We start from the raw sequence: 21,886 nt of genomic DNA on the forward strand, positions 1-21,886 counted from the left end.
TCTACACGGCATTCGGGGTGGGGTGCAACAGGGCCTGCGCCCGGTGCCCGCGCCCACCTCGGAAAAAGTCATTCACGAAGGGGTGCTCAAAGTCCACCACCTCGCGCGGTGGTGCATCCACCACCACATGTTTGTCCGCCACCACGGCCACCCGGGTGCTGAGCTCAAAAATCGTGTCCAGGTCGTGTGTGACCATCACCACCGTGAGGCCCAGCTCGCGGTGCAGGCTTTGCAGCAGCGCGCAAAAACCGTCGGCACTGTCCGGGTCCAGCCCGGCGGTGGGTTCGTCCAGCAGCAAAAGCGGCGGGTCCATCACCAGTGCGCGCGCCAGCGCCACCCGCTTGACCATGCCCCCCGACAAATCGGCCGGCATCTTGTGCGCGTGGCGGGCGTCCAGCCCCACCATCTGCAGTTTGACCATGGCCACATCGCGCACCAAGTCTGCGGGCAAGGTGCCGAGTTCGCGCAGCGGAAAGGCAATGTTCTCCAGCACGGTAAAAGCCGAAAACAGCGCCCCGTGCTGGAACAGCATGCCCACGCGGCTGGCCGCACCGGCGCGGCCCAGCTCGGTTGCCGGGTGGCCCAGCACGGTCACACTGCCACGCGCCGGTGTTTCCAGCCCCAGCATTTGCCGCAGCAGCACCGTCTTGCCGCTGCCCGATCCGCCCACGATGGACAGCAGCTCGCCCTGCGCAATCTTCAGGTCCAGGTCTTGGTGGATGACGGTGGGCACGCCCTCGGCGCGGAACACCGACCACAGCTTGTTGATGTCGACCACCCACGGCGCGCTCACAGGCCCACTCCCTTGAACAGCACCGCAAACAGCGCATCCACCAGAATCACCACCGTGATGGACGTGACCACGGAGGCGGTGGTGCCCTCGCCCAGGCTTTGGGTGTTGGGCTTGACGCGCAGACCGTAGTGGCAGGCAATCAAGGCAATCAGCACCCCAAACACCGTGCTTTTGGCCAGCGCCAGCCAAAGGTTGGCAATCTGCACGGTCTTGGGCAGAGCAGTAATAAAGTAGGCCGGAGTGAGCCCCATAGCCAGGTCGGCCGCCAACATGCCACCCAACAACGCGGCCAGCGTGGTCCAGACCGAGAGCAGCGGCATGGCTACGGCCATAGCTACGGTGCGCGGCATCACCAGCCGAAAGCCCTTGGCAATGCCCAGCACGCGCATGGCATCCAGTTCCTCGGTCACGCGCATGACGCCAATTTGGGCCGTGATGGCCGAGCCCGAGCGCCCGGCGATGAGGATGGCGGCGAGCACCGGCCCCAACTCCCGGATCAGTGACAGGCCCAGGATGTTGACGATGAAGGCGTCGGCGCCAAACTGGCGCAACTGCTGCGACATCAGGTAGGCCAGCACCACCCCAATCAGAAACCCCACCAGCGCGGTGATGGGCATGGCGGTTGCGCCAATGCGATAGAGGTGGCCCGAGATATCGCGCCACGGCGCATGCAGCGGATGGCGCACCAGGCGCAACAGGTCCAGCAGCAGTTGCCCCAGCAGGCGCACCGCGCCGGCCAAGTGCTGGACCATGCCCATGACACGGCGCCCCAGACCCAGGTACACGGCATGCCAGGAATACGGCACGGGCGCAGGCGCAGGTGCGGTGAATTGCGCTACCCGCTCCAGCATCGTGCGTTGCTCGGGCAAAAGTTGCAGCTGTGCGGGCCACTGCTGGCCCCAGGCATTCCACAACAACTGGGCGCCGGTGTGGTCCAGGCGCTGCAGCATACGCAGATCCCATGCGCTGCCGTCCTTCACTGATTGCAGCAGCCGTGCCGGCAAACCCTGCCACACGGCAGGCACCGCCAGTTGGTCGGCCGTCCAGCGCCCGTGCAAATGCATCACCGAGGCCGTTGACTCGGTACGCATTTCCAGACGCGGCGTGGTGTCCTCCACAAGGGCATTCAGAGAGTGGTTAAGGTGCGCATCGTACCCGCAAGGAAATGCAAGCAAAATAGGCCCACAGGAGACACCATGCCAAACCACGACCCATTGCCCAACCCGCCCCACCACAGCAACCGCACGGGCGCATAACGGCATGGGTACCGAGTGGGTCCATAGCGAGCTGATGCACCAGATCGCGGCCGTGCTGTTTGGCCTGGCTTTGTTGCACACCTTTGGCGCCAAGTTTTTTGAAAGCCTGGCCCACCGCCATCCGCAGCACGCGGGCCTGTTCCATTTGCTGGGCGAGGTGGAGGTGGTGTTTGGCTTCTGGGCCTTTGTGCTGATTGCCTGCATGGCCCTGGTGGCGGGCAGTGGCCCGGCCATTGCCTATGCCGAGTCGCGCCAGTTCACCGAACCCCTGTTTGTGTGTGTGGTGATGGTGGTGGCAGCCTCGCGCCCGGTGCTGGACGTGGTGGGTCGCAGCATGAATACGCTGGCCCGCCTGCTGCCACTGCCCCGGCCGCTGGCGCTGGCCTGGTTGGGCCTGGCGGCAGTGCCCTTGCTGGGGTCGCTGGTCACCGAGCCGGCCGCCATGACGCTGGCCGCACTCATGCTGGCGCCCCTCTTGTTCACCCCCGCCATGCCCGAGCGCCTGAAGTACGCGGCGCTGGGGGTGCTGTTTGTCAACATCTCCATCGGTGGCACGCTCACCGCCTACGCTGCGCCGCCAGTGCTGATGGTGGCAGCCGCCTGGCAGTGGGACACCGCCTTCATGGCCAGCACGTTCGGCTGGAAGGCCGCGCTGGCGGTGCTGCTCAACGCCACGGTGATGGTGGTCCTGCTGCGCAAACCCCTGCGGGATGCCGCCCCCGTGGCCACCACACACCAAGCCCCCATTCCCTGGATCGTGAGCGCGGTGCACCTGGCCTTTTTGGCCGGTGTGGTGGTGCTGGCGCACCACCCGGTGCTGTTCATTGGCCTGTTTTTGTTCTTCCTCGGCTACACCCAGGCCTACGCCCGTTTCCAGAGCCCCTTGATCCTGAAAGAGGGGTTGCTGGTCGGTTTCTTTTTGGCCGGGCTGGTGGTGCTGGGTGGCATGCAGCAGTGGTGGCTGCAGCCGATTGTGGAAAGCCTGGCCCCCACCGCCTTGTTTTTTGGCGCCCTGGGGCTCACCGCGGTGACCGACAACGCGGCGCTGACCTACCTGGGCTCACTGATCGTAGGCATCTCGGACCCGGCCAAGTACATGCTGGTGGCCGGTGCCGTGGCCGGTGGTGGCCTCACCGTGATTGCCAATGCCCCCAACCCCGCTGGCGTAGCGCTGCTGCGCGCGGGTTTTGAAGACCAGTCCATAGGCGCGGGCGGCTTGCTGCTCGGTGCCCTGCTTCCTACTGCGGTGGCTGCCGCCTTTTTTCTGCTTCTATGACCAACGACACCACCTTCGACTACATCATCATCGGCGCCGGCACGGCGGGCTGCCTGCTGGCCAACCGGCTCAGCGCCAACGCGTCCAAACGCGTGCTGCTGATCGAGGCTGGCCGCAAGGACGACTACCACTGGATCCATATTCCCGTGGGTTACCTGTACTGCATTGGCAACCCGCGCACCGACTGGTTGTTCAACACCGAGGCCGAGGCGGGCCTGAATGGCCGCAGCCTGCGTTACCCGCGTGGCAAAACGCTGGGCGGCAGCTCCAGCATCAACGGCATGATTTACATGCGCGGCCAGGCGCGCGACTACGACCAGTGGGCCCAACTCACCGGTGATGCGAATTGGACCTGGGACAACAGCCTGCCCTACTTCAAGCTGCACGAAGACCACCACAAAGGTGCCGATGCCATACACGGCGCCAAGGGAACCGCCTCGCCGCTGTTGCACGACAGCGGCACCGACTACCGCAAGGTGCTGCGCCACCACCAGGCCGGCGGCGAATGGCGGGTTGAGAAACAACGCCTGCGCTGGGATGTGCTGGACGCCTTTGCCCAGGCCGCCACCCAGGCCGGCATTCCGGCCACCGACGACTTCAACCGCGGCAGCAACGAAGGCGTGGGTTACTTCGAGGTGAACCAGAAAGCCGGCTGGCGCTGGAACACGGCCAAGGCCTTTTTGCGCCCCATGTGTTACGCCCGCCCCAACTTCGAGCTGTGGACCAGCGCCCAGGTGGCCAAGCTGGTGGTAGAGCCGCAAGCCGAAGGTGCGGGCCTGCGCTGCACCGGTGTGCAGGTGTGGGACGGCCGCGAGATGGTGACCGCCACCGCCCGCGGTGAAGTGTTGCTGTGCGCGGGCGCCGTGGCCAGCCCCCAAATCCTGCAGCTCTCGGGCCTGGGCCCGGCCGAGTTGTTGCAGGCGCGTGGCGTGCCGGTGCTGCAAGACACCCCCGGCGTAGGCGCCAACCTGCAAGACCATTTGCAAATCCGCGCCGTCTTCAAGGTCAAGAACACCCCCACGCTGAACACCCAGGCCAACAGCCTCTGGGGCAAAGCCAAGATCGGGCTGCAGTACGCCCTCAAACGCAGTGGCCCCATGAGCATGGCGCCCAGCCAGCTCGGCGCCTTCACCCGCAGCGACGCCAGCCAGCCCCACCCTAACTTGGAGTACCACGTGCAACCGCTGAGCCTGGACGCCTTTGGCCAGCCCCTGCATACCTTCAACGCCTTCACGGCCAGTGTGTGCAACCTCAACCCCACCAGCCGCGGCACGGTGCAGATCAAAACCGCAGAGTTCAAGGACGCACCGGCGATTGCGCCTAACTACCTGAGCACCGAAGTCGACCGCAAGATTGCCGCCGACTCGCTGCGCGTGACACGCAAGATCGTGGCGCAACCGGCGCTGGCCAAGTACCAGCCCGAGGAATACAAGCCCGGCGTCCAGTTCCAGAGCGACGCCGAGCTGGCCCAACTGGCCGGCGACATTGCCACCACCATCTTCCACCCCGTGGGCACCACCAAGATGGGCCAGGACGATGACGCCATGGCCGTGGTCAACAGCCGCCTGCAGGTGCGCGGCGTAGCCGGCTTGCGGGTGGTGGATGCGGGGGTGATGCCACTCATCACCAGCGGCAACACCAACTCCCCCACGCTGATGATTGCGGAGAAAGCCGCGCAGTGGATTGCGGAGGACGCAGCGCGTTGAGCGGTAGAGGGTTTGTCCTGATGCCGCTGCCCCCGCAGGGCGGATACATTGCATGGCAACGCAGACCTGACAGCAACTGCGAGGTCTGCCAAGACCAAGCTTGAAACGACGCCGAGGAGACGGCTAAAACCAACAACAAACCCTGCACACCACGATGCAGTTTTACAAAAGCACCGGTATCCCCGGTGCTTTTTTTATGCCTTTTTGGCCTCCAAGCCGCATGGACTATGCGCAAGCAGCTCCTGATTTCATAGCAAATAACCCCATTGGGCCGGATGCGACAATTCCCCCATGGAAATGTTTGTTGTCACGCTGGCCTCGCTGCTGGCCGGTTTTGTGGACGCGATTGTGGGCGGCGGCGGCCTGATTCTGACCCCCGCCCTGTTCGCCACCTTCCCCAACGCCCACCCGGCCACGCTGTTTGGCACGAACAAGGGCGCCTCGGTCTGGGGCACCGCCTTTGCCACTGTGCAGTACCAGCGCCGAGTGCAGATGCAGTGGCACGCCATTGCCCCCGCGGCCGCGGTATGTTTTCTGGCCTCGCTGGGGGGTGCCTGGTTGGTCACGGTGGTGTCGCCCCAGCACCTGCGCAAGGCCCTGCCCCTGGTGCTGGTGCTGGTACTGGCCTACACCCTGGTCAAAAAGGACCTAGGGCGGCACCACACGCCCCGGTTTGCGGGGCAACACGAAGCACTGGTCGCCTGTGCCATTGGCGCCACCATTGGTTTTTACGACGGGTTTTTTGGCCCCGGCACGGGCAGTTTTTTCGTGTTCCTGCTGGTGCGGGTGCTGGGCTACGATTTTCTCAACGCCTCGGCCAGCGCCAAGCTGCTCAACACCGCCTCCAACCTGGCGGCGCTGCTGCTGTTTGCCTACAAAGGCCATGTGTGGTGGCACTTTGTCGTGGCCATGGCGGTAGCCAATGTGCTGGGCAGCCTGGCCGGCACCCACATGGCGCTCAAACACGGCACGGGGTTTGTGCGTGGCATGTTCATCGTGGTGGTGTCGGCCCTGATTCTCAAGACCGGTTACGACGCGTTTGTGCGCGGCCTCTAGGCCGCGGGCTTAACGTGCTGGCGGCCAGGGCAGATCGGCCGCCACGCGGGGCTTGCCAATGGGCGCACCGGCCTGCCCTTTGCTCACGGCGGCCAAGTCTTCTTCGCTGGGGTACTGGCCCAGCAGCCAATAGTCAAACGCGCGGCGCGCAATCGGTGCGGCCGAGGCCGAACCAAACCCCGCGTTCTCCACAATCACCGCCAGCGCAATCTTGGGCGACTCCGCTGGCGCAAAGGCGACGTAGAGGGAGTGGTCGCGCTGGTGCTCTTCCATCGACGAGGCGTTGTACTTCTGGTTTTTACCCAGACTCACCGCCTGCGCAGTGCCGGTTTTGCCACCACTCACATACCCAGAACCCGCAAACACCCGCGTCCCGGTTCCCCCCTGCGTGACGCCGACCATGGCGTCACGGATAACCGCCACGTTCTCAGGCTTGTACCCCAGGTCTACCGGTGGCTCTGCGGGCACTGGCACGCGCACACGGGTGGTGGCATCCTGAGTCGCAATCACCAGCTGTGGCTTGTGTTTCACCCCGTTGTTGGCCACGATGGCAACCGCCTGCGCCAACTGCAGCATGGTGAAACTGTTGTAACCCTGGCCAATGCCCAGCGAGATCGTCTCTCCGGCGTACCACTTTTGCTGCTCGGGGCGCTTGTAGTAGCGGCGTTTCCATTCCTGGCTGGGCAACACGCCCCGCACTTCACCGTGGATGTCGATGCCCGTGTGCTGGCCAAACCCCAGCGGTTTCATGAAGTCGTGCATGGTGTCCACACCCAACTCGTTGGCCAGCGAATAGAAGTACACGTTGCTGGATTCGACAATGGCGCGGCGCATGTCCATGATGCCGCCCTTCTCGTTCTCGGGGCTGCCGAAGCGGTTGCCACCAAACATGTAGAAGCCCGGGTCGTTGATGAGTGTCTGCGGCGTGCGCGCGCCAGTCTCCAGCGCGGCCAGCGCCATAAAGGGTTTGTAGGTGGAGCCCGGCGGGTAGGTGCCACGCAGGGCGCGGTTGAGCAGCGGTTTGTCGATGGACTCGTTGAGCATCTGCCAGTTTTCCTGGTCAATGCCTTCGACAAACAGGTTGGAGTCAAACGTGGGTTTGCTCACAAAAGCCAGCACCTCACCGGTCTTGGGGTCCAGCGCCACCAGCGCCCCCCGGCGGCTGCCAAACATGTCCTCGATCAGTTTTTGCAGCTTGATGTCGATGGACAGCACCACCACATTGCCCGGCGTGGACGGGTTGCTGGCGAGTTTGCGCACCGCGCGCCCTCCGGCCGAGGTTTCGATGCGTTCCACCCCGGTCACGCCGTGCAGCATTTGCTCAAAACTCTGCTCCACACCCAGCTTGCCGATGTACTCGGTACCCCGGTAGTTGGCCTGGTCTTCGCTGTCCTCGATCTTCTCTTTCTCGGACTGGTTGATGCGCCCGATGTAGCCAATCACGTGGCTGGCCAGCTCACCATAGGGGTAGCTGCGGAACAGGCGGGCTTTGATCTCGACCCCGGGGAAACGGAAGCGCTGCGCCGCAAAACGGGCCACCTCGGCGTCGGTCAGTCGGGTGCGGATCGGCAGGGACTCAAAGTTCTTGGACTCTTCCATGAGCTTCTTGAAACGGCGCCGGTCGCGCGGCGTGATGTCGATCACGCTGGCCAGTTCGTCAATGGTCTTTTCCACGCCACCGGTTTTGGAAGGTGTGACTTCCAGCGTGTAGGCCGAGTAGTTGGTGGCCAGCACCACACCGTTGCGGTCTTCGATCAGCCCCCGGTTGGGCACGATGGGCACGATGGACGTGCGGTTGCTCTCGGCCTGGGCGCGCAGATCGTCGTGGCGCACGATTTGCAAATACGCCAGGCGCAGGGCCAGCAACACAAAACAGCACAGCACCACCACACTGACCACAAACACACGGGTCCGAAAGCGGGCCAGGTCGGCCTGGACGTTGCGCAGCTCAGTCATGGTTTAGCTGCGATAGTCAAACCGGTTCGCCGCAGGGCCGCCCCAAGGCGAACCAGCCCCCTCGGAGGGGCAGTGCAGCACCCGCAGTGGCAAGCGTGGGGGCCATTCACAACGGACGGTTGGCATCGGGATCAGGGGCGCGGCGCTGCGGGGCCAGCAACACAATGCTGGCCACGGGCCACAACGCAGCCTCTAGCACCGGCGCCAGCAGCACCCACCAGCCTGGAAACGTGCCGCCACCCAGCAGGCGCAGCAACAGCTCCAGGGCATGGGCCGCTACAAACAATGGAAACACCTGCGCGGCCTGCGAGGGCACGGTAAACCACAACAAACGGCGGTGCACAGTAATGGCCAGAAAACTCAACACCGTGTAGGCCATGGCATGCTGGCCCAGCAAACCACCCTGGTGCACATCCATCAACAGGCCAAATACAAAGGCGGCCCCAATGCTCACGCGCAGCGGCTGGTGCACGGTCCAGAACACCAGCACCACGGCCAGCACATCGGGCGCCCAGGCCGCACGCCCCCACAGGCCCATGTTGTTGACCATATTAAGAAGCAGTGCCACCACCACGCTGCCCCAAATGAACAGGGGATTGGCGGGCAACAAAAGCTGCTGACCGGGACGCATGATCATCGCAAACCAGCTCCTTTGGGGGACGCCGCCAGGGCATCCGGCGCGGGCCGCGCAGGCATCTGGCTCGACAACGGGTCCAGCACCAGCACATGGGTAGTACCTGACACCATGGCCAGCGGCACACAGTAAATACGGGCAAACACCGCGTCCACTTGGCGCTCCACTTTTTCCACCCGCGCCACCGGTAAACCGGGCGGGTACACACCATCCACGCCGCTGGTGGTCAGCAGGTCGCCCACGGCCACGTCGGCGTTGGCCGCCATGTAACGCAGCTCCAGCGCATCGGCATGGGTAGACGTATCCCCGAAGGCCACACCGCGCGCACCAGTGCGTGCATTGAGCACCGGGATCGCATGGTCCCGGTCGGTGATCAGGGTGACCTCACTCATGGCGGGGTAAACACGGGTAACCTGGCCAATGACGCCCATCTCATCCAGCACCGGTGAGCCCAGGGCCAGCTGGTGCATCAGCCCTTTGTTGATGACCACTTTGCGGGTGAAAGGGTCGGCCGCGTCGTACAACACCTGGGCGGCTTTGGCCGGTGCGGTGAGGCGGGGCGACAGGTCCAGCAGCTTGCGCAGGCGCAGGTTTTCCAGCTCCAGCTGCTCGACCTGGTTGGCCCGCAGGGATTGCAGGCTGAGTTTTTTACGCGCCTCTTCCTGGGCCGACTCGGCGGAGGCTACGGTGGTGAAGTAGGTGGTGGTGGTTTGCACCAGCAGCACAGGCTGCAAGGCCAGCCACTGCACCGGGTACAGCGCGGTGGCCAGTACCACGCGCAGGGGCTGCATCATCTTGAAGCGGGAATCGGCCACCATGAGAAACAGCGCCAAGGCGCTGCAGACGGCCAACTTGGACAGGGCCGAGGGGCCCTGGCGGAAGAAGGGGGGAGGATCTCTGTCCAGCGTACCGAGTGGCATCGCTGTGTCCGGTGCTGCTTATTCGCTCGTGAAAATGGAACCCAGGCGCTCCATCTGCTCCAGCGCAATGCCGCAACCACGCACCACACAGGTGAGCGGGTCTTCGGCCACCAGCACGGGCAAGCCGGTTTCTTCGGCCAGCAGGCGGTCCAGGTCACGCAACAGCGCGCCACCACCGGTGAGCATCATGCCGCGGTCGGCAATGTCGGCGCCCAGTTCGGGCGGGGTTTGTTCCAGCGCGTTTTTCACGGCCGACACGATGTTGTTCAGCGGGTCGGTCAGCGCTTCCAGGATTTCGTTGCTTGATATCGTGAAGCTGCGGGGCACGCCTTCGGACAGGTTGCGGCCGCGCACTTCCATTTCCTTGACTTCGGAACCGGGGAAGGCCGAGCCGATTTGTTTCTTGATGGCTTCGGCGGTGGGTTCACCAATCAACATGCCGTAGTTGCGGCGGATGTAGTTGATGATGGCTTCGTCGAACTTATCACCACCGACGCGGACCGAGCCCTTGTAGACCATGCCGCCCAGGGAAATGACTCCGACCTCGGTGGTACCACCACCAATGTCCACCACCATGGAGCCAGACGCTTCGGACACCGGCAGGCCGGCACCGATGGCAGCCGCCATGGGTTCTTCAATCAGGTACACATCGCTGGCACCAGCGCCCAGGGCCGATTCGCGGATCGCGCGGCGCTCCACCTGGGTGGAGCCGCAGGGCACACAAATGATGATGCGGGGGCTGGGCTTCAAGACGCCACGGGGCAGCACCATTTTGATGAACTGCTTGAGCATCTGCTCGGTCACCGTGAAGTCGGCGATCACGCCGTCTTTCATGGGGCGGATGGCTTCGATGTTGCCGGGCACCTTGCCCAACATGGCCTTGGCCTCTTTGCCGACCGCCTGGATGGTTTTTTTGCCCTGTGGGCCGCCTTCGTGGCGAATCGCCACCACTGAGGGTTCATTCAGAACGATGCCCTGTCCGCGCGCCACAATCAGGGTGTTGGCGGTACCCAAGTCAATCGCCAGGTCGGTGGAAAAGTACCGACGGAAAGCTCCAAGCATTACGTATCCTCTCGGGCACGGAGGGCGCTTCGGCCGTCCGTCGCCATGGTTTTAGCAGTTCAAACGTGTAAGTTTGGCGTCAAATACCGCGTATCCACGGTACTTTTACCAAAGGCAGGATAATACCCCATCGCCTGTGAATAACTCGTGCAAAAGCCTGCGGCCAGACACGATTTACCCTTGGTTTCAACTCTTCTACACCCATGTCCCTGACATCTTCCGACATCGCCCGCATTGCCAATTTGGCGCGCCTGGAACTGGCGCCCGCCGAAACCGCGCGCCTGCAGACCCAAATGAACGACTTTTTCAGCATTGTGGAAACCATGCGGGCCGTCGACACCACCGGACTTGAGCCCTTGTCCCATCCTGTGGCAGCCATCCAGGACATCGTGCTGCGCCTGCGCGAGGACGTAGTGAGTGAGCCCAACCAGCGGGAGGCCAACCAACAAAGCGCCCCCGCGGTCGAACGTGGCCTGTTCCTGGTTCCCAAAGTCATCGAATAAGAAGATAGCCCGTATGTCGACTCCCCTTTCCCAAACCGCCCTGCATGACCTGTCTGTGCGGGAGCTTGCCCAGGCCCTGCGCGACAAGCAGCTCAGCGCGGTCGAAGCTGCCGAGTATTTTCTGCAGCGCGGCCAGGCCCATGCCGAACTTGGCGCCTTTGTCGCCACCGACACCGCCGCCACGCTGGCCCAGGCCCGTGCGGCCGACGCCCGCATTGCCACAGGCAGCGCAGGCGCACTCGAAGGCGTGCCCATCGCACACAAAGATATTTTTGTGACGCGCGACTTCGCCACCACGGCTGGTTCGCGCATGCTCAAAGGCTACCGCTCGCCGTTTAACGCCACCGTGGTGGACAAGCTGGCGCAGGCTGGCGCCGTCACGCTGGGCAAGCTCAACTGCGACGAATTCGCTATGGGCTCCAGCAACGAAAACTCGGCCATTGCGCCGATCGGCAGCGAGAGCGTGCAGCCCGTGCACAACCCTTGGAACACGGACCGCATTCCCGGCGGCTCGTCCGGTGGCAGCGCGGCCGTGGTCGCCGCCCGTCTAGCCCCCGCCGCCACCGGCACCGACACCGGCGGCTCCATCCGCCAGCCTGCCGCGTTTTGCGGCATCACTGGCATCAAACCCACCTACGGCCGCGCTTCGCGCTACGGCATGGTGGCGTTTGCCTCTAGCCTGGACCAAGCCGGTCCCATGGCCCGCAGCGCCGAAGACTGCGCGCTGCTGCTCTCGGCCATGTGTGGTCCCGACCCGGACCGCGACTCCACCTCGCTGGACGTGCCGGCCGAAAACTTTGCACTCAAGCTCAACGACTCCATCGAAGGCCTGCGCATTGGTGTACCCCAAGAGTTTTTTGGCGAAGGCCTGAGCGCCGATGTGCGGGCCAGTGTGGACGCTGCGCTGAAGCAGTACGAAGCCCTGGGCGCCAAACTCGTACCCATCACACTGCCGCGCACCGAGCTGTCGATTCCGGTGTACTACATCATTGCGCCCGCCGAGGCGTCGAGCAACCTGAGCCGCTTTGACGGCGTGAAGTTCGGCCACCGTGCCAAGGACTATGGCGATCTGGCAGACATGTACAAAAAGACCCGCGCCGAAGGTTTTGGCGACGAGGTCAAACGCCGCATCATGATCGGCACCTATGTGCTGAGCCATGGCTACTACGACGCCTACTATCTGCAGGCGCAAAAAATCCGCCGCATGATTGCCGACGACTTCCAGAACGCCTTCAAGGACTGCGACGTGATTGCCGGCCCCGTGGCCCCCACCGTGGCCTGGAAAATCGGTGAAAAGTCGGACGACCCTGTGGCCAACTACCTGGCTGACATCTTCACGCTGTCCGGCTCTTTGGCCGGCTTGCCGGGCATGAGCATCCCCGTGGGTTTTGCCAAGGCCGAAGCCGACAAGGGTATGCCGATTGGCATGCAGCTGCTGGGCAACTACTGCCAGGAGGCGCGCCTGCTCAATGCCGCGCACCGCTTCCAGCAAGCCACCGATCACCACCTGGCCAAGCCCGCAGGATTCTGACCATGAGCGAACCCGTGAACACATTTGAAGCACAACAACAGGGCCGCCCTACCGGCCCGCTGGTGCACGGCTACGAAGTCATCATCGGCTTTGAGACGCATGCCCAGCTCTCGACCCAGTCGAAGATTTTTTCACGTGCCAGCACCGCCTTTGGTGCCGAGCCCAACACCCAGGCCTGCGCAGTGGACCTGGCCTTGCCTGGCACGCTGCCCGTGATGAACAAGGGCGCGGTCGAACGCGCCATCCAGTTCGGCCTGGCGATTGGTGCGCACATTGCGCCGCGCAGCATCTTTGCGCGCAAGAACTACTTCTATCCCGACCTGCCAAAGGGTTACCAGATCAGCCAGTTCGAAATCCCCGTGGTGCAGGGTGGCGCGGTCGAGTTTTTCCTGGGTGACGAAAAGAAGGCGGTGCGCCTGGTGCGTGCCCACCTCGAAGAAGACGCGGGCAAATCGCTGCACGAAGACTTCATTGGCCAAAGCGGTATCGACCTGAACCGCGCCGGTACGCCGCTGCTGGAGATCGTGACCGAGCCCGATATGCGCTCCAGCGCAGAGGCTGTGGCCTACGCCAAGGAACTGCACAAGATCGTGACCTGGATCGGCATCTGCGACGGCAACATGCAGGAAGGCTCGTTCCGCTGCGATGCCAACGTGTCGGTGCGCAAGCCGGGCAGCCCCTTAGGCACACGGCGCGAGATCAAGAACCTGAACAGCTTCAAGTTCATGCAGCAGGCTATCGACTACGAGGTGCGCTGGCAGATCGAGCAGATTGAAGACGGCCACGCGATCCAACAAGCCACCGTGTTGTTCAACCCTGACACGGGCGAGACGCGCGCCATGCGCACCAAAGAAGATGCGGCCGACTACCGTTACTTCCCCGATCCGGACTTGCCACCGCTATACATTTCAGAGCAGTGGGTGCAGGACGTACGTGGGAAAATGGCCGAATTGCCACGCAATATGGCGGCACGCTTCCAGGCTGACTATGGTTTGAGCGAGTACGACGCCACACAGCTGACACATAGTCGAGAGATGGCGGCCTACTTTGAATCGGCTGTGCGTCTTGGTGCTGAAGCAAAGCTTGCAACTAACTGGCTGCTAAATCAGGTGTCTGCAGAATTGAACCGCTTGAGTATTCAAATTGACCAGTTCTGCATTTCGCCGGGGCAACTGGCACGGTTGCTCACTCGCATCTCAGACAGCACCATAAATGCCCGCACTGCGAAGGATGACGTCTACACGGAATTGCTTAAGAAACAGGGTGGATATGCGGCCATGTGGAGCGCACAACACCCGGAAGCAAACGCAGACGACGTGGATGCCATCATTGAATCCAAAGGCCTCAAACAAATGAACGACACCGGCGCGCTCGAAGCCATCGTGCAGCAGGTGATCGACAAGAACGAGAAAAACGTGGCCGAGTTCAAGGCGGGCAATGACAAGGCGCTCAACGCGCTGGTCGGCCAGATCATGAAAGCCAGCCAGGGCAAGGCGAACCCACAGCAGGTGAACGACCTGCTGCGCAGCAAGCTGGCTTGACACGCCACGCCCCCGTAAAAAAGGCCTCTTGCGAGGCCTTTTTTACTTGCCGGCAGGGGCCATCTGGGCCCACAGCTGGCGCAAGCGCACCAGTTCGTCGTCAAAACGCGCGTTCAGGCGGCGCGCCTCAGCCTCTTGCTCTGCAATGAAGCGCTTTTGTACGCTCTGGCTCTGGGTGTTTTCTTCGAACTGGCGGCGCACATACGCAGGTGCCTTGGTCGGGTCCTTCTTGTAGAACTCCATCTCTTCGTCGATGGCCACGCGCTGGCGAGTGAGCTCAGTCAGGCGTGTGGTGGCGGCTTTGGCAACGGCCTCAATTTGGGCCAGCGCCTCCGCACGCTCCTGGTCATGCACCCCTTTGTTTGGGTAACGGGTCAGCAAAGCCCGGTCCCGACGCTTTTCTTCGGCCGCGCGACCGCGCTCCTCGGCTTCGCGTTTTTCCTTTTGCTCCAGCTCCAGCTTCTCCTGGGCGGTCAGCGAAGGCCCCACTTTGGCACGCACGGTGCCACTCGGGTTCAAAACCTTTTGCTCGCGGTCAATACATTCCACGATGGGGCGGTCTGCCGTAAGTTTGCGCCCTTTTGCATCGATGCAGGTGTACACCCCACCCGCCAAGGGTTGGCTCTGGGCCCAGACCGACGAACCCGCCACGGCGACAACGGTCGCTGCGGCCAAGCAGTGATAAATCCTCATGCGTCTCCTTCATCGACACCGTATCGCTGGCGGTAGGCCAGCACGCGCTGGTGGTCTGCATCCGAACCGGAAGCATTGCGTGCCGCCAGATACTGCATCAAATCGCCGAGCTTCGCAATTGCACAAACCTGCAGGCCCAGTTGACCGCGCACATACTGCACGGCGCTGTAAGGCACATCCTGGCCATTTTCAGTGGCTTTTTCCTGCCGATCCAAGGCAATGCATACGGCATGAGGCGTCGCGCCCGCGGCGCGGATGATGGCAATCGACTCGCGCGCGGCCGTGCCAGCCGACATCACATCGTCAATCACCAGGACACGGCCTTTCAGCGGCGCCCCTACCAGGGTGCCGCCTTCACCGTGGTCTTTGGCTTCCTTTCGGTTGTAGGCAAAAGGCACGTTGCGCCCGTGCCGCGCCAGCTCAATGGCCACGGCCGCCCCCAGAGGAATGCCTTTGTAGGCCGGGCCAAACACCATGTCGAATTCAATGCCGCTGGCCAGCAAGCGCTGGGCATAAAATTCAGCGAGACGCCCCAGTTTGGCCCCATCGTCAAACAGGCCAGCGTTGAAAAAATAGGGGCTCATGCGGCCGGCTTTGGTTTTGAACTCGCCAAAACGCAGTACCCCGCATTCCACAGCAAATTGCACAAATTCCAGGGCCAATGGGTCACGGTCCGACATGGGGGTTTCCTTGTTCAAATTAAGCAGTCTCAATCTCAACGGCATTCGCTCCGCCACCAGCAAAGGGCTGGAGGCCTGGCTTGCCACAACGCGGCCCGATTGTATTTGCGTGCAGGAAGTCAAAGCGCAAGCCGCTGATGTCGCTGGCAAATTTGAGTCCTTGAGCGGCCTCCAAGGACATTTTCACTATGCAGAGAAAAAAGGCTACTCTGGCGTGGCGGTCTACACCCGCCATGAACCCAGCGATGTGGTGGTGGGCTACCAATCCCCCGAATTTGACGCCGAAGGCCGGTACGTTGAATTACGGTTTGACACTCCCCAGCGCAAGCTCTCCCTGATCAGCGCGTACTTCCCCAGTGGGTCGTCCGGCGAAGAACGCCAGCAGGCCAAGTTCCGCTTTCTGGATGAGTTTTACCCTCACCTGCAGGCACTGCGCAGCGAGCGCGAATTCATCTTGTGCGGTGACGTGAACATTGCCCACCAGGAAATCGACCTGAAGAACTGGAAAGGCAACAAGAAAAACTCCGGCTTCTTGCCTGAAGAGCGCGCCTGGATGGGCAAGCTCTTGACCGACGGCGGCTTGGTGGACGTGTACCGCCAGCTGGAGCCCACCGCCACCGACGAGTGCTACACGTGGTGGAGCAACCGCGGCCAAGCCTATGCCAAGAATGTGGGCTGGCGGCTGGACTACCATCTGGCAACCCCCGCCTTGGCGACGCTGGCCCGAAGCCCGCAGATTTACAAGACAGAGAAATTCTCGGATCACGCGCCCATCACGCTGGACTACGATTTTTCACTTTAAAAACCTGCAAGCACCAACACAAAGAGCCCTCGAAGGGCTCTTTGTGTTTGACTGATCCCGAAAGTGTCAGACTTGATGTTTGCGGCGACGGGCCACACCACCCAACAAAGCCAGGCCAGCAAGCAGCATGGCGTAGGTTTCAGGCTCGGGCACCGGTGTAGTGATCGCCACCTTGATCACCATGTCATCAAAGTCGCCGTCACGTCCTTTGTCGTTGAACAACAGCAAAGCACTCTTGGAGTCGTTAGCCATTACTAAGCCAATTGAATGGCTGCCGTTGGCAAACAGGTTCCAGCCGAGGTTGGAATTGAATGCAAACTTCAGGGCGCCACCGGCTACGGATGCCAGCGAGAAGGACGTCCCCATGGGCGAGCCGTTGTTAGTGAGGGCCCCTGCTGCCAAGGGCGAGATTGTGTACGCGCCAAAGGCGTTGTTGAATGCAGCCTCCTCGCCCAAAAAGGTGTAAGTCAGGTCGGCTGTACCGCTCAGGGACAAAGTCGCACCTTGTTGCATGCTGTCCAAGTTGTAAGCGCTGTAGTCACCCGCCAGCAGTGTCGGGTTAAAGGTACCGGGCAAACCGGCCAAGCTTGTCGTACTGCCACCGGCGAATGTCAGCGTAGCTGCCATGGCTGCCGGACTAGCCAACCCCGCCAGCAGTGCGACGGCAGCAGCCGCTTTTGCAATGAACTTCATACGTTCCCCAGAATTTGTAAGTAGTTGTGATTTTCAAGGGATGCTGCACCTGCAGCAATAGTCCAAAGGACCTAAGGTCTTGCCTTGCGGGCCCGTTCGTAGAGCGGCAGCACCTGGGGCAAATTCGCCTCGATCTGGGCAATCCGAGCATTGCCCGAGGGGTGGGTGGACAGCCATTCCGGCGGAGCACCCTTGTTGGCAACCCCCATTTTTTGCCACAGGCTCACTGCGGCGCGGGGGTTGAAGCCGGCGCGGGCCGCCAGCTCCATGCCCACCAAATCTGCCTCGGACTCGTCTTCGCGGCCAAACTTCAGGGTCAGCAGCTGTGCGCCGTACTGCGTCACAGTCTGACCGATGTCACCCAGGCCCAGGACTTGGCTCAACAGACTAGCCCCCAGGCCGGTAGCGGCATTTTTGCCCATGCGTTCGCGCGCGTGTTCGCGCAAGGCATGGGCAATTTCGTGTCCCATGACCATCGCCACTTCGTCATCGGTGAGTTTCAGTTCATGAAGAATGCCGGTGTAGAACGCGATTTTCCCGCCGGGCATGCAAAAGGCGTTGATTTGCTTGGCGCCTATCAGGTTGACCTCCCACTTCCAGCCCTTTGCGCGCTCATTCCAGACGTTGGCAAACGGGATGATCTTGGTGGCAATCGCTCTCAAACGCCGTACTTGCGGGTCATCCGCGCCTGCCAATGCATTCTGGGCCCGAGCCTGGGACAGCATCTGCGCATATTGCTGCGCTGCGCCCTGCTCCACCTTGTCGGCAGGCACCAACTTGCTAAAAGCCGAGTTTCCACCCACGTTCACACCATCGCGCGTCTGCGCCCCCGAAGCACACGCAAGGCACAAGCCCAGGACCAAGCCTGCAAATGATCTGTAAACGAAAAAAGGAGTCCGATGTGTCATAACCACCATTATTCCTCCATGACAGGGAGGCCTGCCCAGCCATACGGCTGGGCAGAAACAGCAGCCTTACAAGCCACCAGCCCCGGCGGAGGCGCGCACGATGCGGGCAACGTCCTTGCTGGCATCTATCTGGCCGTGCAGCGAGGGGCTCCACCCCACATCAGCACTGACCGAGGCCGCAGGATTGGCAACCCGCAAGCCCGCCACCAGATCGACAACTTGGCCATTCTGCAGGCTGCCACGGTCAAAAAACGCCGTACCTTTCCACAGTTTGGTAAGGGCACTGGCCGGGATGTTGGCTGCCGTTTCCCACACATTGTTTTCACTGAATATCTGTGAGTGCACCCCGACACCGATCGAGTATCCATAGGCATAGGGCGCGCCCGTGTCCGCGACATACAGATTGTTGTACACATGGACTTGCCCATAACGTACACGTGGAGCGCGCTCTTTGGTGTTCTCCCACAGGTTGTGGTGAAAAGTCACTTTGAGCTTTCCCGCATCCAGCGTTTGGCTGTCACTGGAGCCAACGAGGTTGGTCTTGTCGTGCTGTTTAAAGTGGTTATAGGATACGGTCACCCAATTGGACTGCAAGGTAATGTCCAGCAGCCCATCGTGGTGTTGCATGGGCCGCCCCAGCGCGCTGCGGGCCGTATGGTCGGGGCGGTCCCCGTCACTAAAACTGCAGTGATCAACCCACACGTGGGTAGCCCCGCGCAGGCTCACGTTGTCGTACTCGGAATTCCATTCCCCACTGGCGTTGTCCTTGGGGTCCCACGCTGGGAAATGATCAAACGCATCGGCAAAATGGATATTGCGCAGGATGATGTTGTCGACCTTGTCCAGCAGCAGCATGCCATGCACCAACATGGCATCGCGACCCACGCCCACCAGCGTAGTGTTGGAAGGCAGGCGAACAACCACCCGTGCGGCCTGGTTGGCGGCAGAGCGCACGCGAGCCTCTTCTAAAGGGCCCGTGAGTGGTTTTTTGCCCCAACTGACTGGGGCATAGGTTTGCAGATAGGCCTCGAAATCGAAAGCGGGATCGCGGTAGTCCGCCGCAGTCAAAGGACGATTGGCATCGTCCACACTCAAGTCAACGCGCCCGTGCAGGCGAATGATCTTCGGCTTGGCGCCAGCCAACTGCAGGGCAGCCACCAATTCTGCGCGGCTGCGCACGTCAAACTGGTGCGCTGGCACAGCATCAGCCCCGCCTCGGGTACCTCCTTCGGCAGCCGCCCAGCCATCTGTGGGAGACAGCACCTGGTGAGCAATATCGCCTGCAGCAAGGGATGGGGTCCGGCCGCCCATGGTGCAACCCAGCAAGCCCAGCACACAGCCAAGCACGGCGAATGCGCGGCAATAAAAGAGTATCGACATCAGAGTCTCCAGGGTTTCAGATTGCTCACAGATGGGCCAGATACAGCCCGGGTTCGCCTTCTGCATCGGTGGTGTAGAGCACCTGCTGCTCATCCGGGGTGAAGGAAGGATGCGGATGGGTCACCTGCCGGTTACCCAGGTAGACACGCCAGGAGCTGTCATGCCGCGCGATGCGGCGTGTACTGCCTGCATCCAAATCAAACAGATACAGGTAGGGGTCGTTCTGCACCTTGTGTGCCGCACCGTCAGAGACATCTACCGGGGTTCCAGAACCATCCCCCACGATCAGGCGGCCATTGGCATTGCTCATGAGGTGAGAGCATGGCGGCATATTGGCCAGCGTGCGTGTCTGCAGGGTCACAGGATCGAGGGAGCGGATGGCGCGCTCCGGCTGGCCCTTGAAATACGAGACGTACACCATGGCCGAGCCATCGGGCACCCAGAACTCGTGGGTACAACTCTCCCCGGTCTCATGCACCTTGCCGCAGCGCAAGTTGGTGCCATCTTCATTCACAAACCACATGCGTGCATCGATCAGGTCGTGGGTTCCTTCATGGCAGAAAGCGACGGTGTTGTCGTCAAAAGGGCGGTACTGCGGGTGACCAAGCCACAGATTTTCTTCATGAATCACCGTCCGTTCGCCACTGACCAAGTCGATCCGTATCAAACGACAACGCGGCTTGGAGTGGAACATTTCGCCAAACTTTTTCCAGTCCGTCAAAGGGAACCAATCGGTGGCCAATATTTCGATACCGACCATCTTGGTACACCCACTATTGGCCACCCAGGTGCCATATCCCACCCACCCGGAAGGCACGGTATAGACACGCTCCTCTTTCAGGGAGGCCAGCTCCAGGCGAATCAACTCCCGCTCCGCCCGCACAAAATACAAATACCTGTCGTCCGGGCTGAGAAAACCACCGAAAGTGTTCTCTCCCGCCTGGTCGGTCAACTGTGTCGCAGTCTGCGAAAGCAAGTCCAGCACATGGTAATTCCAGTGCTCACCAAAACGTGCCCCAAAAACCAGCTTCTGGCCCTCGTTGGTGAAACACTTTTGGTAGAAGTACGTGCGGTGGCACGCGGTGTCCGGCGGTGTGAGCCGCGTCACACGCGCACCGGTGTCCGGGTCTTGGTGCACTGCAAATTGAAACTGCCTAATGCTGGCTTTACTCATGAATAGAAGATCCGATTACTTGATGCGCTGCAACAAGGCGTTGCCCTCTTCGACAAGCCGTTTGGCGGCTTCCTGGTCAGTCGTCTTTCCATAGGCTACGGTTTCAAAAACGTCTCGCATGAATTTGTTGAAGCGGGCGTTTTCAAACAGAGGGGATGGTGTGTCGATCTTTCCTGTGTCTTTCTGCTTTTTGATCTGCAGGAAAGCCTTGAGCTCGGTCCCCTGCAATGCATCGGTGCGCACGATCGCCCTGAATTGGCTGTCAGCAGATGGCACGCCGCGGGTAAGACCCAGGATGCCGATAGCCTCCGGGTCGGTCACCATGAAGTTCAGAAACTTCGCTGCAATCTCCGGCTGCTTGGTTTTCTTACTCACGGCAAACATCAGTGCCGGGCGTCCGAAGATTCCGGTGTTCTTGGCATTGGGCAAGGTCAGGAAATCGCCAACATCCAGCTTCTGGTCTTTGTTCAAGGTACTGGCACGCAAACCAATCACGCTGTCCCAGGTGTAGTTGCCCGCCCAGTTACCGGTCACCCAATCCTGCTGCTGCTCCGTGGGTTTTTCGGCGCCCCCTAGCGACGCACGCACGGGCAAGGGCACCGCCACGTTGCTGGCCACCAGCTTTTTGTACACCTGCACCCATTCCAGGGCAGCAGCCTCACTCATGGCGACCTTGGGCGCCGTGGGGCTCACATACGGCGTGCCGTACTTCTGCATGATGTAGGTCTGCGACAGGAGAATCATGTCGTAGAGCTCGCCATCAACGGCATAGGCCTTGTCCCCCAGCTTTTGCTTGAACACCGGTCCTGCAGCAAACAGTTCGTCCCACGTGGCGGGCATTTTCAGACCGACGCGCTCATAAGCCGCCCGGTTCCACAACATCACGCGCGCGGTGTAGGACACCGGCAACGCATTGAGTTTCTTGTTCACCACCCCACTCTGCAAGTCGGCATCTGAAAACTGATTCAGGCCGATCAGTGATTTGTACTTGTACAGATCCTGAAAGCCGTCACCAGTTTTGGAAAACGTGGAAAGCCAGGCCCAGTTGATCTGCATGATGTCGGGCTCGCTCCCCCCCGCATACTGTGTGGACAAGCGCTCCAGGTAGCCGCCAAACCCCATGTATTCAGCTTTGATCTTGACACCAGGATTTTTGGCTTCAAAGGCAGCAATCGCTTTCAAGGTGGCGTCATGGCGTGCGCCACCACCCCACCAGGAAAAGCGCAAGGTTGCCGTTTCCTGCGCGCTGGCGGCAAGCGCAAAAGAAAGCGCAGCGGCAGCTGCCACCACAGAACGTCGTTTCATTGTTGTCTCCTTATAGG

The 21,886-nt window shown here is 61.5% G+C and carries 20 protein-coding genes; 7 read left to right on the forward strand and 13 right to left on the reverse strand.

The window, feature by feature from the left end; genetic code table 11:
- Position 1: 1 nt before the first annotated feature.
- Positions 2–793: an ABC transporter ATP-binding protein gene (locus AC097A_RS16140; RefSeq protein WP_479621623.1), complete on the reverse strand. Its 792-nt coding sequence runs from the start codon at positions 791–793 to the stop codon at positions 2–4.
- Entirely contained in the window at positions 790–1,911 is a 1,122-nt protein-coding gene (locus AC097A_RS16145; protein WP_479621624.1) for an MlaE family ABC transporter permease, read from the reverse strand. Before AC097A_RS16145 ends, AC097A_RS16140 begins: the two co-directional genes overlap by 4 nt.
- Positions 1,912–2,053: 142 nt before the next feature.
- Between AC097A_RS16145 and AC097A_RS16150 the strand changes: the two genes are divergently transcribed.
- From AC097A_RS16150 to AC097A_RS16160, 3 genes are all read left to right on the forward strand, one after another.
- On the forward strand, positions 2,054–3,325 hold the full coding sequence (locus AC097A_RS16150; protein WP_479621625.1) for a putative Na+/H+ antiporter: 1,272 nt from the start codon (positions 2,054–2,056) through the stop codon (positions 3,323–3,325).
- Positions 3,322–5,031: a GMC family oxidoreductase gene (locus AC097A_RS16155; RefSeq protein ID WP_479621626.1), complete on the forward strand. Its 1,710-nt coding sequence runs from the start codon at positions 3,322–3,324 to the stop codon at positions 5,029–5,031. The genes AC097A_RS16150 and AC097A_RS16155 overlap by 4 nt, the downstream gene beginning before the upstream one ends.
- Positions 5,032–5,322: 291 nt before the next feature.
- Positions 5,323–6,087: a sulfite exporter TauE/SafE family protein gene (locus AC097A_RS16160; protein ID WP_105261743.1), complete on the forward strand. Its 765-nt coding sequence runs from the start codon at positions 5,323–5,325 to the stop codon at positions 6,085–6,087.
- Between the two features lie 9 nt (positions 6,088–6,096).
- Here AC097A_RS16160 and mrdA read toward each other — a convergent pair whose 3' ends face one another.
- From mrdA to AC097A_RS16180, 4 genes are all read right to left on the reverse strand, one after another.
- Positions 6,097–8,043, reverse strand: a complete 1,947-nt coding sequence (gene mrdA / locus AC097A_RS16165) for a penicillin-binding protein 2 (protein WP_479621627.1) — start codon at positions 8,041–8,043, stop codon at positions 6,097–6,099.
- 106 nt (positions 8,044–8,149) lie between these two features.
- A complete protein-coding gene (gene mreD / locus AC097A_RS16170; RefSeq protein WP_105261745.1) occupies positions 8,150–8,680 on the reverse strand; it encodes a rod shape-determining protein MreD in 531 nt (176 codons plus the stop codon).
- Positions 8,677–9,597 (reverse strand): rod shape-determining protein MreC, encoded by a 921-nt coding sequence (gene mreC, locus AC097A_RS16175; protein ID WP_105261746.1) that lies wholly within the window; start codon positions 9,595–9,597, stop codon positions 8,677–8,679. The genes mreD and mreC overlap by 4 nt, the downstream gene beginning before the upstream one ends.
- Positions 9,598–9,615: 18 nt before the next feature.
- Entirely contained in the window at positions 9,616–10,659 is a 1,044-nt protein-coding gene (locus tag AC097A_RS16180) for a rod shape-determining protein (RefSeq protein ID WP_105261747.1), read from the reverse strand.
- A gap of 203 nt (positions 10,660–10,862) precedes the next feature.
- On the opposite strand from AC097A_RS16180, the gene gatC reads away from it, so the two are divergent.
- From gatC to gatB, 3 genes are read left to right on the forward strand one after another with little or no spacing between them, the layout of a single operon-like run.
- Positions 10,863–11,162 carry an Asp-tRNA(Asn)/Glu-tRNA(Gln) amidotransferase subunit GatC gene (gene gatC, locus AC097A_RS16185; protein WP_315480519.1) on the forward strand — a complete coding sequence of 100 codons (300 nt, stop codon included), beginning with the start codon at positions 10,863–10,865 and terminating at the stop codon, positions 11,160–11,162.
- A gap of 13 nt (positions 11,163–11,175) precedes the next feature.
- Positions 11,176–12,693, forward strand: coding sequence for an Asp-tRNA(Asn)/Glu-tRNA(Gln) amidotransferase subunit GatA (gene gatA, locus AC097A_RS16190; RefSeq protein WP_479621628.1), 1,518 nt, complete (start codon positions 11,176–11,178; stop codon positions 12,691–12,693).
- Positions 12,694–12,695: 2 nt separating this feature from the next.
- Positions 12,696–14,234: an Asp-tRNA(Asn)/Glu-tRNA(Gln) amidotransferase subunit GatB gene (gene gatB, locus AC097A_RS16195; RefSeq protein WP_479621629.1), complete on the forward strand. Its 1,539-nt coding sequence runs from the start codon at positions 12,696–12,698 to the stop codon at positions 14,232–14,234.
- A gap of 42 nt (positions 14,235–14,276) precedes the next feature.
- Here the strand turns inward: gatB and AC097A_RS16200 are convergent, their stop codons facing one another.
- Together AC097A_RS16200 and pyrE are read right to left on the reverse strand one after the other, a co-directional pair.
- Positions 14,277–14,927, reverse strand: a complete 651-nt coding sequence (locus AC097A_RS16200; RefSeq protein ID WP_105261751.1) for a DUF4124 domain-containing protein — start codon at positions 14,925–14,927, stop codon at positions 14,277–14,279.
- The gene (pyrE, locus tag AC097A_RS16205; RefSeq protein ID WP_479621630.1) at positions 14,924–15,607 is read right to left on the reverse strand and encodes an orotate phosphoribosyltransferase; all 684 of its coding nucleotides are present in this window, start codon (positions 15,605–15,607) and stop codon (positions 14,924–14,926) included. Before pyrE ends, AC097A_RS16200 begins: the two co-directional genes overlap by 4 nt.
- Before the next feature lie 10 nt (positions 15,608–15,617).
- Between pyrE and AC097A_RS16210 the strand changes: the two genes are divergently transcribed.
- On the forward strand, positions 15,618–16,409 hold the full coding sequence (locus AC097A_RS16210; RefSeq protein WP_479621775.1) for an exodeoxyribonuclease III: 792 nt from the start codon (positions 15,618–15,620) through the stop codon (positions 16,407–16,409).
- A gap of 66 nt (positions 16,410–16,475) precedes the next feature.
- Here the strand turns inward: AC097A_RS16210 and AC097A_RS16215 are convergent, their stop codons facing one another.
- From AC097A_RS16215 to AC097A_RS16235, 5 genes are all read right to left on the reverse strand, one after another.
- Positions 16,476–17,102, reverse strand: a complete 627-nt coding sequence (locus tag AC097A_RS16215; protein ID WP_315494290.1) for a PEP-CTERM sorting domain-containing protein — start codon at positions 17,100–17,102, stop codon at positions 16,476–16,478.
- Between the two features lie 71 nt (positions 17,103–17,173).
- Positions 17,174–18,010: a M48 family metallopeptidase gene (locus AC097A_RS16220; RefSeq protein ID WP_479621631.1), complete on the reverse strand. Its 837-nt coding sequence runs from the start codon at positions 18,008–18,010 to the stop codon at positions 17,174–17,176.
- Between the two features lie 66 nt (positions 18,011–18,076).
- Entirely contained in the window at positions 18,077–19,456 is a 1,380-nt protein-coding gene (locus AC097A_RS16225; RefSeq protein ID WP_479621632.1) for a pectate lyase family protein, read from the reverse strand.
- Positions 19,416–20,564 carry an oligogalacturonate lyase family protein gene (locus AC097A_RS16230; protein ID WP_479621633.1) on the reverse strand — a complete coding sequence of 383 codons (1,149 nt, stop codon included), beginning with the start codon at positions 20,562–20,564 and terminating at the stop codon, positions 19,416–19,418. Before AC097A_RS16230 ends, AC097A_RS16225 begins: the two co-directional genes overlap by 41 nt.
- A gap of 15 nt (positions 20,565–20,579) precedes the next feature.
- Complete coding sequence (locus AC097A_RS16235) at positions 20,580–21,869, reverse strand: extracellular solute-binding protein (protein ID WP_315494286.1); 1,290 nt, start codon at positions 21,867–21,869, stop codon at positions 20,580–20,582.
- Positions 21,870–21,886 lie beyond the last annotated feature (17 nt).

Source organism: Rhodoferax sp. XS2R6, assembly GCF_056521365.1.

Coding starts and splice junctions, on each gene's coding strand:
- AC097A_RS16150 (WP_479621625.1), top strand. CDS start 2,054: ATGGGTACCGAGTGGGTCCATAGCGAGCTGATGCACCAGATCGCGGCC.
- AC097A_RS16155 (WP_479621626.1), top strand. CDS start 3,322: ATGACCAACGACACCACCTTCGACTACATCATCATCGGCGCCGGCACG.
- AC097A_RS16160 (WP_105261743.1), top strand. CDS start 5,323: ATGGAAATGTTTGTTGTCACGCTGGCCTCGCTGCTGGCCGGTTTTGTG.
- mrdA (WP_479621627.1), bottom strand. CDS start 8,043: ATGACTGAGCTGCGCAACGTCCAGGCCGACCTGGCCCGCTTTCGGACC.
- mreD (WP_105261745.1), bottom strand. CDS start 8,680: ATGATCATGCGTCCCGGTCAGCAGCTTTTGTTGCCCGCCAATCCCCTG.
- mreC (WP_105261746.1), bottom strand. CDS start 9,597: ATGCCACTCGGTACGCTGGACAGAGATCCTCCCCCCTTCTTCCGCCAG.
- AC097A_RS16180 (WP_105261747.1), bottom strand. CDS start 10,659: ATGCTTGGAGCTTTCCGTCGGTACTTTTCCACCGACCTGGCGATTGAC.
- gatC (WP_315480519.1), top strand. CDS start 10,863: ATGTCCCTGACATCTTCCGACATCGCCCGCATTGCCAATTTGGCGCGC.
- gatA (WP_479621628.1), top strand. CDS start 11,176: ATGTCGACTCCCCTTTCCCAAACCGCCCTGCATGACCTGTCTGTGCGG.
- gatB (WP_479621629.1), top strand. CDS start 12,696: ATGAGCGAACCCGTGAACACATTTGAAGCACAACAACAGGGCCGCCCT.
- AC097A_RS16200 (WP_105261751.1), bottom strand. CDS start 14,927: ATGAGGATTTATCACTGCTTGGCCGCAGCGACCGTTGTCGCCGTGGCG.
- pyrE (WP_479621630.1), bottom strand. CDS start 15,607: ATGTCGGACCGTGACCCATTGGCCCTGGAATTTGTGCAATTTGCTGTG.
- AC097A_RS16215 (WP_315494290.1), bottom strand. CDS start 17,102: ATGAAGTTCATTGCAAAAGCGGCTGCTGCCGTCGCACTGCTGGCGGGG.
- AC097A_RS16220 (WP_479621631.1), bottom strand. CDS start 18,010: ATGACACATCGGACTCCTTTTTTCGTTTACAGATCATTTGCAGGCTTG.
- AC097A_RS16225 (WP_479621632.1), bottom strand. CDS start 19,456: ATGCAGAAGGCGAACCCGGGCTGTATCTGGCCCATCTGTGAGCAATCT.
- AC097A_RS16230 (WP_479621633.1), bottom strand. CDS start 20,564: ATGAGTAAAGCCAGCATTAGGCAGTTTCAATTTGCAGTGCACCAAGAC.
- AC097A_RS16235 (WP_315494286.1), bottom strand. CDS start 21,869: ATGAAACGACGTTCTGTGGTGGCAGCTGCCGCTGCGCTTTCTTTTGCG.